A 16,356-nucleotide genomic window follows, 5' to 3' on the forward strand; every position below is an offset into this window, starting at 1 on the left:
AGCCCGCTCCCACAGGGTCCTTGTGTTGTTTGGGGCAGGGCTCAGGGCTTGGTGGGAATGCCGTACTTGCGCAGGCGAATGGYGATGGCGCTGTGCGACGTTTGCAGCCGCGCCGCCAGCAAGCGGCTGGAGGGATAACTGCGGTAAAGCTGTTCCAGCAGGTGCTTTTCAAAGCCTTCGACGGCAGCTTCGAGGCTGCCCACTTCACCGTCGTTTTGCCGCTCTACAGCGGTTCTGGCAATGTCCAGATCGTCGATGTCCACCAGCGGGTTTTCGCAAATCGCCGCCGCCCGGAAAATCACGTTTTGCAGCTGCCGAACGTTGCCCGGCCAGCGGTTGCCGAGCAGGGCAGGAAAGGTGCTTGGGGCCAAACGGCACACCGGACGCTGGATCTGTGCGCAGGCCTGCTGCATGAAGTGGTTGGCCATCAACAGGATGTCGTGGCCGCGCTCACGCAGCGGCGGCACTTGCAGGTTGAGGACATTGAGACGGTAGAACAGGTCCTCTCGAAAGTGACCTTCAGCGACCATTTTTTCCAGGTCGCGGTGGGTGGCGCTCAGCACCCGAACGTTGACCTTGACCTCGCGATCGCCACCGACCCGACGGAAGCAGCCATCGCTTAAAAAGCGCAGCAACTTGGCTTGCAGGTAGGGCGACATTTCACCGACTTCGTCGAGGAACACTGTGCCTTGGTCTGCCAGTTCCAGCAGGCCGAGTTTGCCGCCACGCTGGGCGCCGGTGAAGGCCCCGGCGGCGTAGCCGAACAGTTCGCTTTCGGCGAGACTTTCCGGGAGGGCTGCGCAGTTCAACGCCAAAAACGGTGAATCGCGCCGCGTGCTGATCGCATGGCAAGCGCGGGCCACCAGCTCTTTGCCGGTGCCGGTTTCCCCCTGGATCAACAGCGGCGCGTCGAGCGTGGCCACGCGTTGGGCACGGGCCTTGAGCGTGCGAATCGCCGGGGATTCGCCCAGCAGCGCATCGAACCCTTCGGCATGGTCATGGTGCAGCGCCGACAGGCGTTCGCCGATGCGGTTCGGGTGATACAGCGTCAGCAGGGCGCCGGCATCGGTGATCGGCATGGCGTCCAGCAGCAACGTCTGGCCGCCCAGGCTGACCTCGTGCATGGGCAGGCGGAAGTGGTGTTCGATCAGCGTCTGTTGCAGCGACGGATCATCGAACAACGCGGTCAGCGATTCACCGGCCGGTTCGCGACCACACAAAGCGATCAGCGCCGGGTTGGCCAGCAATACAAAACCGCGGTCATCCACCGCCAATACCGCATCGGTGCTGGCCGCCAGCAAGGCATCGAGTTGCAAGCTTCGGCGTTGCCCCGGAAGGATGTCGACCATCGTCACCGCTTGCACACCTTGTACGCCGAGAAACGCCTCGCGCAGCTCTTCCAGAACATCGACGCCGAGGGTCGGTGCATCGATGTAAACGTTCGGTGGCACCATCTCGACGGCGTCCAGATTGAACCGGCGCCCACCGAGCAGGGCCAGTACTTCCTGGGTGATGCCGACGCGGTCGATGAAGGTGACGTGGATGCGCATAACGGGCCTGCAAGGGTGGCGAACGGGGTGGTGGCGTCAATGAGTATGCCGGGCAGTGTTGACCTGTGGCGAGCGCAGATCAGCCATTGCCGGTTTTACGCGAGCACGCGGCCAGGTCTTCGAGGAACGCCTGGAGGATCGGCGGCGGCGCGGTGCCGCGTCGGGTAATCACGTCGAACGGCGACATCAATTGCAAGCTGTTCGGCGCCAGTTGATGCATCTCCCCGGTCTTGATCCACTGGCTGGCGAAGTGCGCCGGAAGAAACCCCAGATAGGCCCCGGAGATCAGCAAAATGGCGAGCGCCTCGATGTTGTCGACGGTGGCCGCGGCTTTGCTGACGCCCAGGTGTTCAAGGTCGTATTGCTGCATGTAGCCGCGCACGACAATCCGGCTCGCGGCGATTTCTTCGAGCAGTTCATCACCTTCGGCCTTACTGCCATACAGCGGATGCCGCCGCCCGCAATACAACCCCAACGCTTCCTGATACAGCGGTGTGTGCAGCAGGCCTGGAACGTGGATCGGGAAGTGCCCGATGGCCAGGTGCAACCGGCCGTCGAGTACGCGTTCTTCGAGTTCGGCGGGGGTGCCCACGTACACGTTGAGGTGCACGTCGTGCCCCCGGGACACAAAGCGCTGAGTGGTGCGCGGCAGCGGCGAATCGGGGTCGGTGATGGTGGTGTCGATGATCCCCAGGTTGAGTTTGCCGCTGATGTGCTGCTTGAGCACGTCGGCGTCCATGCAGAAATTTTCCACCGCCGACAGCAGGCGCTGGGTGGCTTCATGAATGGCCACGCCTTGCTCGGTCAAGCGAAAGCCGCTGCGCCCGCGCTGACAGAGTTTGACCCCCAGTCGGGTCTCCAGATGAGTCATCTGTTCGCTGATGGTTGACTGGCCGGCGTTCAACGCCGCTTGCGCTGCGGAAAAGCCGCCGCACCTGACAATCGTGGCAAACACCCTGAGTAATTTCAGATCGACATCGTGCAGTTGAATCACGTTGGATCTCCCGCGTGTGGATGCATCGGTAATGCCGATATGAGTATCTGATGTTTAGCATTTTTTCCACGAAAACCTGCGCCCATAGTCATTCCAACGGCGGTCGCCTTGCAGTCCGCCCAGCCGATAACAAAAAGTGGAGAGGCTTGAAATGTCGAACAACGGTTATGAATCCGGTCGTCTGAACCTGCCATTCGTGGGTCATTGCACCTTTGGCAAATCCCCGGTGTGCACCGATTGGGACGCGCTGGATGCCGACGTCGCGGTGCTTGGCGTTCCCAACGACATGGGCACCCAATGGCGCTCCGGCGCACGCTTCGGACCACGCGGGATTCGCGAAGCATCGACGCTGTTTTCCTTCGGCCATGCCGGCGCCTATGACCACGAAGACGACGTGATGTACCTGACCGCCGCCGACGTGCGCATGGTCGATGTCGGCGACGCCGATATCGTGCACACCGACATGGTCACCAGTAACAAGAACACCGAATACGCCGTGCGCAAGATTCTCGATGCCGGTGTCATGCCGGTGGTGCTCGGCGGCGATCACTCGGTGCACGCGCCGGTGATCAAGGCGTTCGAGGGCCGTGGCCCGATCCACATCATCCACTTCGATGCGCACCTGGACTTCGTCGATGAACGCCACGGTGTGCGCTACGGCCACGGCAACCCGCTGCGCCGCGCCTCGGAAATGAACCACATCGTCGGCATGACCCAGATGGGCATCCGCAACGTGTCGTCCTCCAACCGCGATGACTACGAAGCGGCCCACGAGGCGGGTTCGAAGATTCTCTCGGTACGTGATGTACGTCGCCTCGGCGTCGAGGGTGTGCTGGCGTTGATCCCGCAGAACATCAATTACTACATCACCATCGATATCGACGGTTTTGACCCTTCCATCGCCCCGGGCACTGGCACGCCAAGTCACGGCGGCTTCCTCTACTACGAAGTGCTGGAAATCATTCAGGCCCTGGCCAAGCGCAGCAAGGGCAACATCGTCGGCATGGACCTGGTGGAGGTTGCACCGGTGTATGACCCAACCGGCATGACTTCGATTCTCGCCGCGCAACTGCTGCTCAACAGCATCGGTTTCATCTTCCACGAGCGGGCCAAGGTGCGTGCGGCCGAAGGCGAAGCCACTCCGGCCTGACGGCACGGATCGATCCTCGAACCACAGTGACCCGGCAGGACCTGACTGCCGGGCAGAGAGAATAAAAATGGACACGATCGTTAAGCAGTACCTGCAGAAATTCGGCGTCTCCGAAGCGACCCAGACCTTCCTCAGCAAGGTGCAGAAAATGTTCATCGGCGGTGCTTTTGTCGAGGCCAGCGACGGGCAGACGTCCGATGTCATCGAGCCGTCGACCGAAGGCCTGATCACGCGCATTCCGATGGGCACCACCGATGACCTGGACCGCGCCGTGCAAGCGGCTCGCGCGCAGTTTGACGGCGGCGCCTGGCGCCAGGCCAAACCGGCCGAACGCGAACGGCTGATCCAGCGCCTGGCTGACCTGATTGAACAGAACGCCGAGGAGCTGGCGCAAATCGAATCGATCGACATGGGCAAGTCCGTAGCGTTTGCCAAAGACGTCGATATCCAGGGCACAGTCGACACCCTGCGTTATTTCGCCGGTTGGGCGACCAAGCTTCACGGGCGCACCGTCGAGCCCTCGCTGCCGGGCAATTACCTGGCCTATACGCGCAAAGAACCGGTGGGTGTGGTCGGCGCTATCGTGCCATGGAACTTCCCGTTGCAAACCATGGCCTGGAAGCTCGGCGCCGCCCTGGCGACCGGTTGCACCGTGGTGGTCAAACCCGCCGAGCTGACCTCGCTGTCGGCCCTGCGTTTTGCCGAACTGGTGCAGGAAGCCGGCATCCCGGATGGCGTCATCAACATCGTGTCCGGGCGCGGCAGCGTGGTCGGCGCCGCCATGGCCACGCACCCTGGCATCGACAAACTGACCTTCACCGGCTCGACCCCGGTCGGCCAGACTGTCGGCCGCGCAGCGCTGGAAGACATGAAGCGCCTGACGCTCGAACTCGGTGGTAAATCGCCGGTCATCGTCTGCGCCGACGCCGACATCCCGGCCGCCGCTCAAGCGGTCGCCAACGGCGTGTTTTTCAACTCCGGGCAGGTATGCGACGCCGGTACACGGGCCTATATTCATAGCAGTGTCTACGACGAATTCCTGCGTGAACTGATCGCCTATACCCGCACGTTGAAAATCGCACCGGGCCTGGACCCTGACTGCTTCATCGGTCCGCTGGTGTCGGCGCTGCAAAAGCAACGCGTGACCGAGTACATCGAAACCGGCAAGCAGGAAGGCGCCGAACTGGTCTACGGCGGCCAGCCCGTCGATGGCCCGGGCTTCTTCGTCGAGCCGACCATCTTCGCCCATTGCCGCAACGACATGCGCATTGTCCAGGAAGAGATCTTTGGCCCGGTGCTGGTCACCGCACCGTTCGACGATGAGGAAGAGGCGCTGGCCTTGGCCAATGACTCGGTGTACGGCCTGGCCGCAGCACTCTATTCCAATGACCTGGGCAAGGTGCACAGCCTGATTCCACGGCTGAAGGCCGGTTCGGTCTACGTCAATGCCCACGGCACCCTCGACCCGTCGATGCCGTTCGGTGGCTACAAGCAGTCCGGATTCGGCAAGGACCTGGGCGCCGAGCAGCTCGATTACCTGCTCGAAACCAAGGCCGTCTGGATCACGCTGCCCTGAGTCACGGCTGACGTCTTTCTGTCGGTTCAGCCGCAACGCAATCCGTAGCAGCTGGCGAAGCCTGCGTCCGGCGGCGCAGCCGTCGTAAAACCAGTGAGGGTGGTGTGTCTGGTAAGCCTTGGTCATCGGGTTTACGACGGCTGCGCCGCCGGACGCCGCCTTCGGCAGCTGCTACACGGTTCGCGGCATCTTCAACAACAGGGAACGGCAAGGATGCGCCCGGGCGTCGTTCACCCGAAAGAATGCAGTTATTCCGTCATGATCTTCCAACAATAAGAGTCCATCATGAACACTGACGCCAAAGCCGCTCCTAGCGTGTCGCTTCTCGATGATAAACCGATCGTCGAAAGCCATTCGATCGACTTCATCCCGGAACACGAACGCACCGACAAACTGTCCAGTCAAGGCCCGTTCTGGTTCCTCGGCAACTTCACCTTCTTCACCATGACCATCGGCTTCGTGGGCCCAAGCGTCGGCCTGACCGCGCTCTGGACGACACTCGCCGGCACGCTGGGCATCATGTTCGGCACGCTGTTCATGGCGTTTCACGGTTCGCAAGGTCCGCACCTGGGCCTGCCACAAATGATCCAGTCGCGCGCGCAGTTCGGCTATCGCGGTGTGATTCTGGTCCTGCTGGCGACGCTGTTTGTATTTGCCGGGTTCAACATCGTCAACCTGGTGTTGATGATGCAGGGCCTGCACACGCTTTTCGGTTTCAACCCCGCCGTGATCGCGGTGGCGGTGACGATACCGGCGGCGGTCCTGGCCATCCTCGGTCATGACTGGATGCACCGCAGTTTCAAATGGGCGTTGTACTTGACGATTCCGCTGTACGGGCTGGTCACGCTGGCGGTGATGATGGGTTGGGTGCCTGATGCGGCGATGCCAGTGCTCGCCGCCGGTGAGGTGGCGCCTGCTCCGTTGGGCTTCAACTGGACCGGTTTCATCGCCCAGTTCGCGGCGGCGGCCAGTTACAACATCGCCTACGCGCCTTACGTCTCCGACTATTCGCGTTACCTGCCGAAAAACACCTCCAGCGGCAAGCTGATTGCGGTGGTGTTCCTGGGCGCGTCGTTGTCCGGTGCGTGGATGATTTCCGTCGGTGGCTGGCTGGCCGATCACCTGCACTCCACCGATGTGCTGGTGGCGCTTGGACAAGTCGGCAACACCGTTTCACCGCTGATCGGTACGGCGGTGGTGGTGATCACGATTCTGGCGTTCCTGCCGGTGATTGCGATGAACATCTACAGCGCGAAACTGACCACGCTGACCTGCGTCGACTCCATCAAGCACATCGAGCCGACGCGCAAGGCGCGGATCCTGGCGATCGGTTTTGTGATCCTGCTGCAACTGGGCGTGGCCCTGAGCATCCAGAGTTCGGGCAAAGGCTTGTCGGTGCTGGGGATCTACCTGGTGGTGATGCTGTACTTCCTGGTGCCCTGGACCTCGGTCAACCTCACCGACTATTTCTTCGTGCGCAAAGGCCGCTATGCCATCCCGCACTTCTTCATGCCCCACGGCAATATCTACGGCAGCTGGGGCCTGCGTGGCATCGCCGCGTATGCCATCGGTTTTATCTCGATGATCCCGTTCTTCTACATCTACGACGGCGTTGAGCAGCGTGAGGTCTATGTCGGCCCGCTCGCCAAGGCGCTGGGCAGCATCGACATCGCCTGGCTGGTCGGGCTGATCGTATCGGGCCTGGTTTACTACTGGTTCAGCCGCTCGATCGACCTCAAGCGTGAAGAAGCCGTTATCCAGCACATCGAGAAAACCTCTCCTCAATACACCACTGGCGATTCGCTGACCCAACGTTCGACGCCGGTATTCAACGAATCGACAGCCGGGAGATAACCATGGCTACGCAAAATTACGACTACATCATCATTGGCGCAGGCTCGGCGGGTTGTGTGTTGGCCAACCGCTTGAGCGAAGACCCGGACACCTCGGTTCTGGTCCTGGAATTCGGTGGTAGTGATCGCAGTGTGGTGATCCAGATGCCCAGCGCGTTTTCGATTCCGATGAACACCAAGAAATACAACTGGCGCTACGAAACCGAGCCGGAGCCGTTCCTCAACGGCCGGCGCATTCACTGCCCGCGCGGCAAGGTGTTGGGCGGCTCCTCTTCGATCAACGGCCTGGTCTATATCCGTGGCCACGCCTATGACTTTGACGAGTGGGAATCGCTCGGCGCACAGGGCTGGGGCTACCGCAATTGCCTGCCGTACTTCAAACGGGCAGAACATTACGAGGAGGGTGGCGACAGCTACCGTGGGCAAACCGGGCCGTTGCACACCACCAACGGCAACCACATGAAAAACCCGCTGTACGGGGCGTGGGTCGAAGCCGGCGCGGAAGCGGGTTACATCAAGACCGACGACTGCAACGGCTACATGCAGGAAGGGTTTGGCGCCATGCACATGACCGTGAAAAACGGCGTGCGCTGCTCTACCGCCAACGCCTATTTGCGCCCGGCGATGGGCCGTCCGAACCTGACCGTGATCACCCACGCGATGACCCGTCAGATCCTCCTTGAAGGCAAGCGCGCCGTTGGCGTGATGTATGACCACCAAGGCCAGACTCATAAGGTTTTTTGCAACCGCGAAGTGCTGATCGCGTCCGGCCCCATCGGTTCGCCGCACCTGCTGCAACGTTCCGGAATCGGCCCGGCCGAGGTCCTGCGCAAAGCCGGGATCGGCGTGCGCCATGACCTGCCTGGGGTAGGTGAGAACCTGCAGGATCACGCCGAGGTGTACATCCAGTTCGGCTGCAAGGAACCGGTGACCCTTAACAGCAAAATGGATCCGCTGAGCAAACTGATGATCGGTCTGCGCTGGCTGCTGTTCAAGGACGGGCTCGGCGCCACCAACCATTTCGAGGCGGGTGGGTTCATTCGCTCGGACAAGGGGTTGCGCTGGCCGGACATTCAGTTCCACTTCCTGCCTGCCGCCATGCGTTATGACGGCAACAAACCGATCAAGGGCCATGGCTTCATGGTGCTCACCGGGCCGAACAAACCCAAGAGCCGCGGATATGTGCGCGCGGTTTCGGCTGACCCGTATGAGCATCCGCAGATTCAGTTCAACTACCTGCAACGGGAAGAGGATCGCGAGGGCTTCCGCCGCTGCATCCGGCTGACCCGGGAGATTATCGGCCAGAAAGCGATGGACCGTTTCCGCGATGGCGAAATCGCACCGGGCGCACAGGTGACCAGCGATGAAGACCTGGATGCCTTCGTGCGTGAAAACCTCGAAAGCACCTACCACCCCTGCGGCTCGTGCCGCATGGGCGAGGACGACATGGCGGTGGTGGATTCCGAGCTGCGGGTGCATGGCATCGCCGGGTTGCGCGTGATCGACTCGTCGGTGTTCCCGACCGAACCGAACGGTAACCTCAATGCACCGACCATCATGCTCGCCGAGCGGGCCAGCGATCTGGTGCGCGGACGCACCATGCTGCCGGCTTCCGACGCGCCTGTCGGCCTTGTGCAAGATTGGGAAAACAGCCAGCGGTCGACGCTGCCGGGACGCAACGTCCGGGTTTGATGTGTTCGACAAGAATCAGGTCGCCGGTCGGGCGACCTGATTGGTTTTTCTCTTATGAAATCAAAGGCTTATTGATCCAGTGCGACGGTCACTGCCGTGTCTTGAAGCGTCTCCTATACTGATCCGCGTTGGCAGGTTCAACACCGATCCTGAATGCCGTTGGAGACGTCCCCCATTCCGACGGTTTTCCCTACGACCCCACAGTAAGGAGAACGAACATGGCAATCCGCATTGGCGACGAGGCACCGGACTTTACCGTCGAAAGCACCGAAGGCACGCTGAACTTCCACGAGTGGATTGGCGACAAATGGGCCATCCTGTTTTCCCATCCCAAGGACTTCACCCCGGTATGCACCACTGAGCTGGGCTACATGGCAGGGCTAAAACCGGAGTTCGACAAGCGCAACACCAAGATCGTCGGACTCAGCGTCGACCCGGTCAGCAATCATGCAAGCTGGGCCAAAGACATCGAAGAAACCCAGGGGCACGCCGTCAACTACCCGATGATCGGTGACGAAAACCTGGTCGTGGCGAAGCTCTACGACATGATCCATCCGAATGCCAGCGGCGGCGCCCGCACCGCCGTAGACAACGCCACCGTGCGCTCTGTGTTCATCATCGGCCCGGACAAAAAGGTCAAGGCCATGCTGATCTACCCGATGAGTGCCGGGCGAAACTTCGATGAAGTACTGCGTCTGCTGGATTCCCTGCAATTGAATGCCAAACACACCGTCGCCACTCCGGTGAACTGGCGTCCGGGGGAGGACGTGATCATCCCCACGTCGGTGTCCGATGAAGACGCACGCAAGAAATACCCCGATGGCTTCAAAACCATCAAGCCTTACTTGCGCACGGTTGCGCAGCCCAAGTAATGCCTCGCTGAGGAGCCTCAACATGGTCGTACAAGCCCTTCGTGTCGACGCCACCCACCTCGACAAGGTGGCACGCCTTTTCGACGCCTACCGAGGCTTTTACGGCCAGCCCTCGAACCTGACGCAATCGCGCGAATTCATCGCCGAGCGCATCGCCCGGGACGAATCGGTGATGTTCCTCGCCGAGGACGCCACGGGGGATGCGCTGGGTTTTGTGCAGTTGTACCCCACCTTTTCCTCCATCGACGCCCACCGCACATGGTTGCTCAGCGACCTGTTCACCAGCCCCCAGGCCCGAGGGCGAGGGGTCGGGACGTTGCTGATGAACACCGCTCGCGAATTTGCGGTGTTGAGCGGTGCCAAGGGCATGGTGCTGGAAACGGCCACCGACAATCTTGGTGCACAGCGTTTGTATGAGTCGTTGGGGTATGTGCGTGACGGGGGGTATTACACGTATTGCCTTGATTTGAAGCAGGGTTGAGAAGGAGCCGGGCCTTACGAAAGTGGCTGGGGCGGCAACCGTGCGTCATAAAACAGGCACCGTAAGACCTGCGACTGCTTTCAAATAATCGAAGAAATATCCCACAGGGTTTTAGGGTTGGCGACCGTCACCTTGTAGCGGCTAGTGAGTTGTACCAAGCTATTGAAGTTGCTAACTCAGCACTTCCTCAACATCCCTACCTTTATCGATTTGGCCGTGTGCCCGGTACACGGGAAATTGTTGTGCACCCCATTTATCTGGTGGTCTATAGAGTGACGGATCGAATTGAGATCGTGACCGTTTTGCATGCCCGGCAGGAATATCCCTGACTTTTGATTGGGCTGTTTCCAGGGCCTGTACACGACGCTCCGCTTATTCAGCTCCTTTGTTTTGGCGGTTGGCGAGCTTTAGTAACAGTACCTTTCCAGTTGATCCAACCCAAGCGCCACCAACGTCACGGCAAATTCCAGCCCTCTTGAAACCGCTCGTATTGCGCCTGCGGCATTTGCACCAGCAACGGTGACTCGCGAGGGTCCAGCCATTTGAGCAGCGCGGCAATATCTCCCTGATCCATGGCCGTGCAGCCCAGCGTCGGCGAGGTCGGGCCGCGCCAGATATGGAAGAAAATGCACGAGCCCGAGCCCGCATTGGCCGGGGTGTTGTGCTCGATGAAAATGCCTTGGCGGTAACCTGGCTCGTTGCGCATGTGCTCAGAACTGCTCCAGTCCTTGGCAATCTCCGCGCTGTCGACCAGTTCGTTGTAGCGTCTGGACTGGCCGTCATCCACGCATTCGGTGCTCGGTGTCAGCGAGAGGTACGGTAATTGGGTGTCGGCCGTGGTGTCGTAACCGAATGCCGTTCCGAGTTTGAAGACCCCGGCCGGTGCCTTTCCGTCGCCTTCGCGTTTGACCGGGCCTTCACCGGCGTCAACGCTGGCAAGTCCCTTGCCCCAACCCATGCCGTTTTTACCCACCATCACTGGAAACGCATCCCCAACTTTTCGAAAGGAGGTGCCGTCGCGCTCATAGCGCTGTGCGGTGCCCTGGATGTCATCCCAGTTTTTGCTGGTAACCACAATCAACTGGCCACTGGCAGCGATCGCGTCGCGGGTGCTGATGGGTGTAATCGGGAAGTCCATCACGTCCTTTGGCGCGCCTTCGCCACCGAACGCGAAGTGCCACCATTCCTTCGAATACCCGCTAAACCCTTCTTTCTCCATGGCGCTGCTCAGGCGCTGACGGTTTTCTTTTGCGGTGGCATTGATCGAAGGGTTGGCAGTGTGCGCGCGTTCATCGAAGCAATCGAACCCGGTGCCCATGTCGAGTGCGCCGTCATGCCAGCGCTGTTCATAGGGGGCCTTGCAATCGATGGGCGCGGCCAATGGCGTCCATTGGTCGGCGGGCAAGGCGTTCGGACCGGTCAGTGTCAGGTCCACGGTCGAGCCTCTGGAGTGCCCCGACACCCGCGCCACATAGCCCAGGCGCCAGAAGTCCTGTTTGTCCACCCGTGGATAGAACTCGGCCTTGCGTGGGTCGCCCGGTTCTGTCGCGAAGCGGCCCATGTCGGCGACGGCGCGGCTGGGTCGATAGCAATCGAATACCTTCAAACCGTAGCCCTGCAGGCGCAAGGCCGCCTGGACCCGGGCGAGGGCCTTGGCGGTGTCCACGGACAACAGGCATTCCGCAGCGTCGTAACCGTCGAGCCGGTGCCCGGTGAAGTTGTGAGCACCGGCATAACGCATATCCTGTTCTATGCTCGGGTCGATGGTGCGCAAATACACCATGTTCGCAGGCTTTTGTTCGGCACTGGCCATGCCGCAAATGACAAGGCTTATCAGTACCGTCAAAACGCGACTGCGCACCCTTGTCGTCTTCATACAATTTAAATAAATATGTAACAAGATTTCACCATTGGACAGGCAGGGTAACGGTGGCTTCGTGTCAACGATGTCACGGGCCTCAATGACTTATCAATGGTGCAGGGGATGAAGTTGAAGCGGGTCTCGAAAAATAATGAGGTGCTATGACTGTTCTGGTTACCGGAGCTGCCGGTTTTATTGGTTATCACACTGTTAAGCGTTTGTGTCAGCAAGGTCTTGAAGTGATCGGTATCGACAACCTCAACGACTACTACAGCGTAGAGCTCAAAAGGGCACGGCTCAAAGAGTTGGAGTCCTTGCGGGGTTTTCGTTTCCAGCGACTCGATATTGTCGATAAACCGGCCTTGATGACGTTGTTCAAAGAGCATGCTTTCACCGAGGTCGTGCATTTGGCAGCGCAGGCGGGTGTTCGCTATTCGCTGGACAACCCGGACATTTATGCGCAATCGAACCTGGTGGGTTTTCTGAATGTATTGGAAGCCTGTCGGCACCATCGCCCGGAGCATTTGATCTATGCGTCGAGCAGTTCGGTGTACGGCACTAACAGCAAAATGCCGTTCAGCGTCGAAGACGCCGTCGATCACCCGGTTTCGCTGTATGCCGCCAGCAAACGCGCCAATGAGATGCTCGCGCACAGCTATAGCCATCTCTACGGAATTCGTACCAGCGGCCTGCGCTTTTTCACCGTTTACGGGCCGTGGGGCCGGCCGGACATGGCCTTGTTCAAGTTCACCAAGGCGATCCTCAATGACGAGCCGATCGATATCTATAACTACGGCGAGATGGCCCGCGATTTCACGTATGTCGATGACATCGTTGAAAGCATTGCGCGCCTGCGGACAAAACCGCCGGTACAGGGCGATGACGGTGAAGCCGCCAACCGAATCTTCAACATCGGCCGGGGCGAACCCGTGCCGTTGCTGGCGTTCGTCGACTGTCTGGAAAACGTGCTGGGCATCAAGGCCCGGCGCAATTACTTACCGCTACAGGCGGGCGATGTGATCAAGACCTGGGCCGATGTGTCGGTGCTGGCGGACTGGGTCGATTTCCGCCCGCAAGTAGCGGTTGAAACCGGTGTGGCGGAATTTGTGAAGTGGTATCGCCACTTCTATCAGCTATGAAGCGTTCACCCTTGATGTCAACCAATAGCGGCGGGCGAACCCTGTGAGCCAAGATATTTTTGTATCGGTACTGATTCCGGCAAAGAACGAATCCAACAACCTCAAGCCCTTGATTGAGGAAGTGCGCGCCGCGTTGGCGGATGAAGCGTACGAAATCATTGTGGTCGACGATGGCAGTACCGACGCCACCTTGCACGAACTGCAACAGATCAAAAACGGCGGCCTGAGCACGCTGCGCATTCTGTGTCATGAGCGTTCGCTGGGCCAAAGCACCTCGCTTTACCATGCCGCGCTCGCGGCTCGCGGGCAGTGGCTGGCGACGCTCGATGGCGACGGTCAAAACGACCCGGCGGATATCCCCGGCATGTTGCAACTGGTGCGTGGCGGTCATGGTCCGGTCGACGTTCAACTGGTGGCCGGTCACCGGGTCAACCGCCGCGACACCGCGAGTAAACGCTGGGCGTCGCGTTTCGCCAATGGTCTGCGCCGGCGCATGCTCAACGACGCCACGCCGGACACCGGTTGCGGGCTGAAGCTGATCGAGCGCGCAGCGTTTTTGCGCTTGCCGTACTTCGACCATATGCATCGATTCCTGCCGGCGCTGATCCAGCGTCACAACGGCCGAATGATCGTCCACCCGGTCAACCATCGTCCCCGTACGGCCGGGGTGTCCAAGTACGGCAACCTTGACCGCGCGCTGGTGGGCATTCTGGATCTGGTCGGTGTCTGGTGGCTGATCAAGCGCACGCGCCTCAATACCAAGGCACTGGAGATCGAAGGATGAGTTTCTCCCGCGAAACCCTGTGGCTGGCGGTCGGTTTCATTGGCCAGATCGCCTTCACCGGTCGTTTTGTCTTGCAATGGTTGTACAGCGAATACCAGAAACGCAGCGTGATTCCCGTGGCGTTCTGGTACTTGAGCATCATCGGCAGCGCATTGCTGCTGGCCTACGCCATTTACCGCCAGGACCCGGTGTTCATTGTCGGTCAGGCGTTTGGCTCGATTGTTTATCTGCGCAATTTGCAGCTGATTGCCAAAAGCAAACTGGTGAAGGAATGAGTCATGCGTAGATCGCTATCGCCCGGTGTTGAATGCCTGGGCCTGATGTTGCTGGCGCTGCTGTTGATCGGCGCCGGATTGGGGCTGCGTCAGCCGCAGAATGTCGACGAGGAACGATTCCTGGGCGTTGCTCTGGAGATGTTGCACAACAGTTCGTGGCTCATTCCGCACCGGGCGGCAGAGATTTACGGCGACAAGCCACCGATTTTCATGTGGACCGTGGCGTTTTTCAGTTGGTTGACCGGGAAACCGGCCATTGCCCTGTATATTCCGGGCCTGTTGTCGGGCGTGACTGTTACCGCGGTGGTCTACGATCTGGGCCGCCGTTTGTGGAATCAGCGTATTGGCCGGATCGCGGCGCTGTTGTACCTGGCCACGTATCAGACTTACAGCATTCTGCAGACCGGTCAGATCGACAGCTTTCTGGTGCTGTTCACCTCGGTCGGCCTGTACGGCCTGGCGCGGCACCTGTTGCTCGGGCCGGCCTGGCGCTGGTTTTACCTGGGCTGCGCCGCCATGGGCGTGGGCGTGATCACCAAAGGGGTCGGGTTCGTCCCGGCATTGATGTTGATCCCTTATGCCTATGCCGTGCGCAAAGACTGGTCCGGCGTGGTGGCGATGCCGGGCGAGGCGCGCAAGTGGTGGCTGGGGTTGGCGGTGATGTTGGGTGCCACGGCGATCTGGTTGCTGCCCCTGGCGTTGTCCATCGTGCTCAACGGTGGCGCTGATGAAATCGCCTATGCCAAGGAAATACTGCTGCGTCAGACCGCAGGGCGATATGCCGCGGCCTGGGACCATCGCGAACCGTTCTGGTATTTCTTCGTTTATGTGATCCCGCAATATTGGCTGCCGCTGGTGCTTGCGTTGCCGTGGCTGGTGCCCGCGTGGCGTCGGCAGTTGCGCAAGCATGATGGTCGCGTGTTGGTGCTGCTGGGCTGGGTCATGCTGGTGGTGCTGTTTTTTTGCATCAGCAGCGGCAAGCGCAAGTTGTACATCTACCCGGCGCTGCCCGGGCTGGTGCTGGTGGCGGCACCGCTGATTCCCTGGTTGCTCAAACGCTGGTTCAGCCAGCGCCCGCGCGGTCGGCAGGTGTTCCAGGCGGTGGCTGTGATCTGGTTTGCGCTGTGGTTCGCCCGAGGGTTCATCGAACCGGTCAGGGACGGTGCCAACCCGCATAACGCGATCATGGAACAGGCCGCGACAATGACCGGTGGCGCGGAGCTGGTGTTGGTCAACTGGCGTGAGGGTCACTGGTTATACGCCCGGCAACCGATTGTGCATTTCGGCATGGCCGGCTCCTCGGTCGAGCAAGCGGCCCAATGGTTGCGCGATCACCCCAAGGCATTCGCCCTGGTCCCCGACGAGGAGCTGGGCAAGTGTTTCAATGCCCAGACCGCCCGTGAGCTGGGCGAGACCTCGCGCGCGGAGTGGTCGATTGTGGGCGCCGATGCGGACAACGGAACCTGTCATCCCRAGCCGCCTGCCAACGTCTATCACTTCACCTGGAACGAGCGGGTGAATGAGATGAGGGCGGCGCTGCGCTGAGGATGCGTTATCGGGCTCAGGGCTGATCCTGAGCCCGTTTACTGTTGTTTGATCAAATAAGGCAATTTGCTGGCCCCGCAAGCGCAAAACTATCGCCAAAATCACTTTATTTTCAGGTGGTTAGGGCTAATGCAAGTGCGCAACGTAGCTGTCACGATGATCTCGTTTGCCCTGGCAAGCACTGCCGGCGCTGTCCAGGCCAGGGAATTGATGCCCAATGACCGGTATATGTGCGACTGGGGTGCAGGAACGGCGGCGAGAGCGCAGGAACTCAAGCTGTCCGGGGTGTCGCTGTATGCCGCGCGCCAGAAGATTCAGGTTTATAAATTCAACAAATCGTGGATGCGCATGATGGCGATGGGCATTACCGAGCAAACCTACGACAGCCCTTCGCGCTACACGCCTGCTGCTGTGCGGCAGAGTTTCTATGAAGAATGCGTGCGGTTTAAGTTGGCGCGTAAATAACAACGCCCGAGCATGTAGCAGCTGGCGAAGCCTGCGTTCGGCTGCGTAGCAGTCGTAAATTCTGTACGCGCGGAGTTCCTGAAACACAGCATCGTAGGATTTCACGACTGCTTCGCAGC

Annotated in this window: 15 protein-coding genes; 12 read left to right on the plus strand and 3 right to left on the minus strand. The window is 60.1% G+C overall.

Features of this window, described 5'->3' with window-relative positions; translation table 11 throughout:
* Nucleotides 1–41: 41 nt before the first annotated feature.
* The gene (locus tag AC1D2P_RS27060) at nt 42–1,550 is read right to left on the minus strand and encodes a sigma-54-dependent transcriptional regulator (RefSeq protein ID WP_477811684.1); all 1,509 of its coding nucleotides are present in this window, start codon (nt 1,548–1,550) and stop codon (nt 42–44) included.
* A gap of 79 nt (nt 1,551–1,629) precedes the next feature.
* Complete coding sequence (locus AC1D2P_RS27065; protein ID WP_046030472.1) at nt 1,630–2,544, minus strand: LysR family transcriptional regulator; 915 nt, start codon at nt 2,542–2,544, stop codon at nt 1,630–1,632.
* Nucleotides 2,545–2,695: 151 nt separating this feature from the next.
* Here AC1D2P_RS27065 and speB point away from each other — a divergent pair, with 151 nt between their 5' ends.
* The 7 genes from speB (at nt 2,696) to AC1D2P_RS27100 (ending at nt 10,497) form a co-directional block, all read left to right on the plus strand.
* Nucleotides 2,696–3,694, plus strand: coding sequence for an agmatinase (gene speB / locus AC1D2P_RS27070; protein WP_477757892.1), 999 nt, complete (start codon nt 2,696–2,698; stop codon nt 3,692–3,694).
* 67 nt (nt 3,695–3,761) lie between these two features.
* On the plus strand, nt 3,762–5,270 hold the full coding sequence (locus AC1D2P_RS27075; protein WP_046030469.1) for an aldehyde dehydrogenase family protein: 1,509 nt from the start codon (nt 3,762–3,764) through the stop codon (nt 5,268–5,270).
* A gap of 285 nt (nt 5,271–5,555) precedes the next feature.
* Nucleotides 5,556–7,124, plus strand: a complete 1,569-nt coding sequence (locus AC1D2P_RS27080; protein WP_477757891.1) for a purine-cytosine permease family protein — start codon at nt 5,556–5,558, stop codon at nt 7,122–7,124.
* Nucleotides 7,125–7,126: 2 nt separating this feature from the next.
* Nucleotides 7,127–8,815 (plus strand): choline dehydrogenase, encoded by a 1,689-nt coding sequence (betA, locus tag AC1D2P_RS27085; protein ID WP_477757890.1) that lies wholly within the window; start codon nt 7,127–7,129, stop codon nt 8,813–8,815.
* 218 nt (nt 8,816–9,033) lie between these two features.
* A complete protein-coding gene (locus tag AC1D2P_RS27090) occupies nt 9,034–9,687 on the plus strand; it encodes a peroxiredoxin (RefSeq protein ID WP_046030465.1) in 654 nt (217 codons plus the stop codon).
* 22 nt (nt 9,688–9,709) lie between these two features.
* The gene (locus tag AC1D2P_RS27095) at nt 9,710–10,168 is read left to right on the plus strand and encodes a GNAT family N-acetyltransferase (protein ID WP_477757889.1); all 459 of its coding nucleotides are present in this window, start codon (nt 9,710–9,712) and stop codon (nt 10,166–10,168) included.
* A 98-nt stretch (nt 10,169–10,266) separates the two neighbouring features.
* Nucleotides 10,267–10,497, plus strand: a complete 231-nt coding sequence (locus AC1D2P_RS27100) for a type II toxin-antitoxin system RelE/ParE family toxin (RefSeq protein WP_477757921.1) — start codon at nt 10,267–10,269, stop codon at nt 10,495–10,497.
* A 125-nt stretch (nt 10,498–10,622) separates the two neighbouring features.
* Here the strand turns inward: AC1D2P_RS27100 and AC1D2P_RS27105 are convergent, their stop codons facing one another.
* A complete protein-coding gene (locus tag AC1D2P_RS27105; RefSeq protein ID WP_477757920.1) occupies nt 10,623–11,981 on the minus strand; it encodes a M15 family metallopeptidase in 1,359 nt (452 codons plus the stop codon).
* A 209-nt stretch (nt 11,982–12,190) separates the two neighbouring features.
* On the opposite strand from AC1D2P_RS27105, the gene AC1D2P_RS27110 reads away from it, so the two are divergent.
* The 5 genes from AC1D2P_RS27110 to AC1D2P_RS27130 all read left to right on the plus strand — a co-directional run bounded on the left by AC1D2P_RS27110 (nt 12,191) and on the right by AC1D2P_RS27130 (nt 16,237).
* Nucleotides 12,191–13,168, plus strand: coding sequence for an NAD-dependent epimerase (locus AC1D2P_RS27110; RefSeq protein WP_223525010.1), 978 nt, complete (start codon nt 12,191–12,193; stop codon nt 13,166–13,168).
* 43 nt (nt 13,169–13,211) lie between these two features.
* Nucleotides 13,212–13,952 (plus strand): glycosyltransferase family 2 protein, encoded by a 741-nt coding sequence (locus AC1D2P_RS27115; RefSeq protein ID WP_109786726.1) that lies wholly within the window; start codon nt 13,212–13,214, stop codon nt 13,950–13,952.
* Nucleotides 13,949–14,227, plus strand: a complete 279-nt coding sequence (locus AC1D2P_RS27120; protein ID WP_046030454.1) for a lipid-A-disaccharide synthase N-terminal domain-containing protein — start codon at nt 13,949–13,951, stop codon at nt 14,225–14,227. Before AC1D2P_RS27115 ends, AC1D2P_RS27120 begins: the two co-directional genes overlap by 4 nt.
* Before the next feature lie 3 nt (nt 14,228–14,230).
* Nucleotides 14,231–15,772 (plus strand): ArnT family glycosyltransferase, encoded by a 1,542-nt coding sequence (locus tag AC1D2P_RS27125; RefSeq protein ID WP_477811685.1) that lies wholly within the window; start codon nt 14,231–14,233, stop codon nt 15,770–15,772.
* Nucleotides 15,773–15,907: 135 nt separating this feature from the next.
* On the plus strand, nt 15,908–16,237 hold the full coding sequence (locus AC1D2P_RS27130) for a hypothetical protein (RefSeq protein WP_046030600.1): 330 nt from the start codon (nt 15,908–15,910) through the stop codon (nt 16,235–16,237).
* The last annotated feature ends 119 nt before the right edge of the window (nt 16,238–16,356 follow it).

It is taken from the genome of Pseudomonas sp. P1_F1_2, assembly GCF_056405815.1.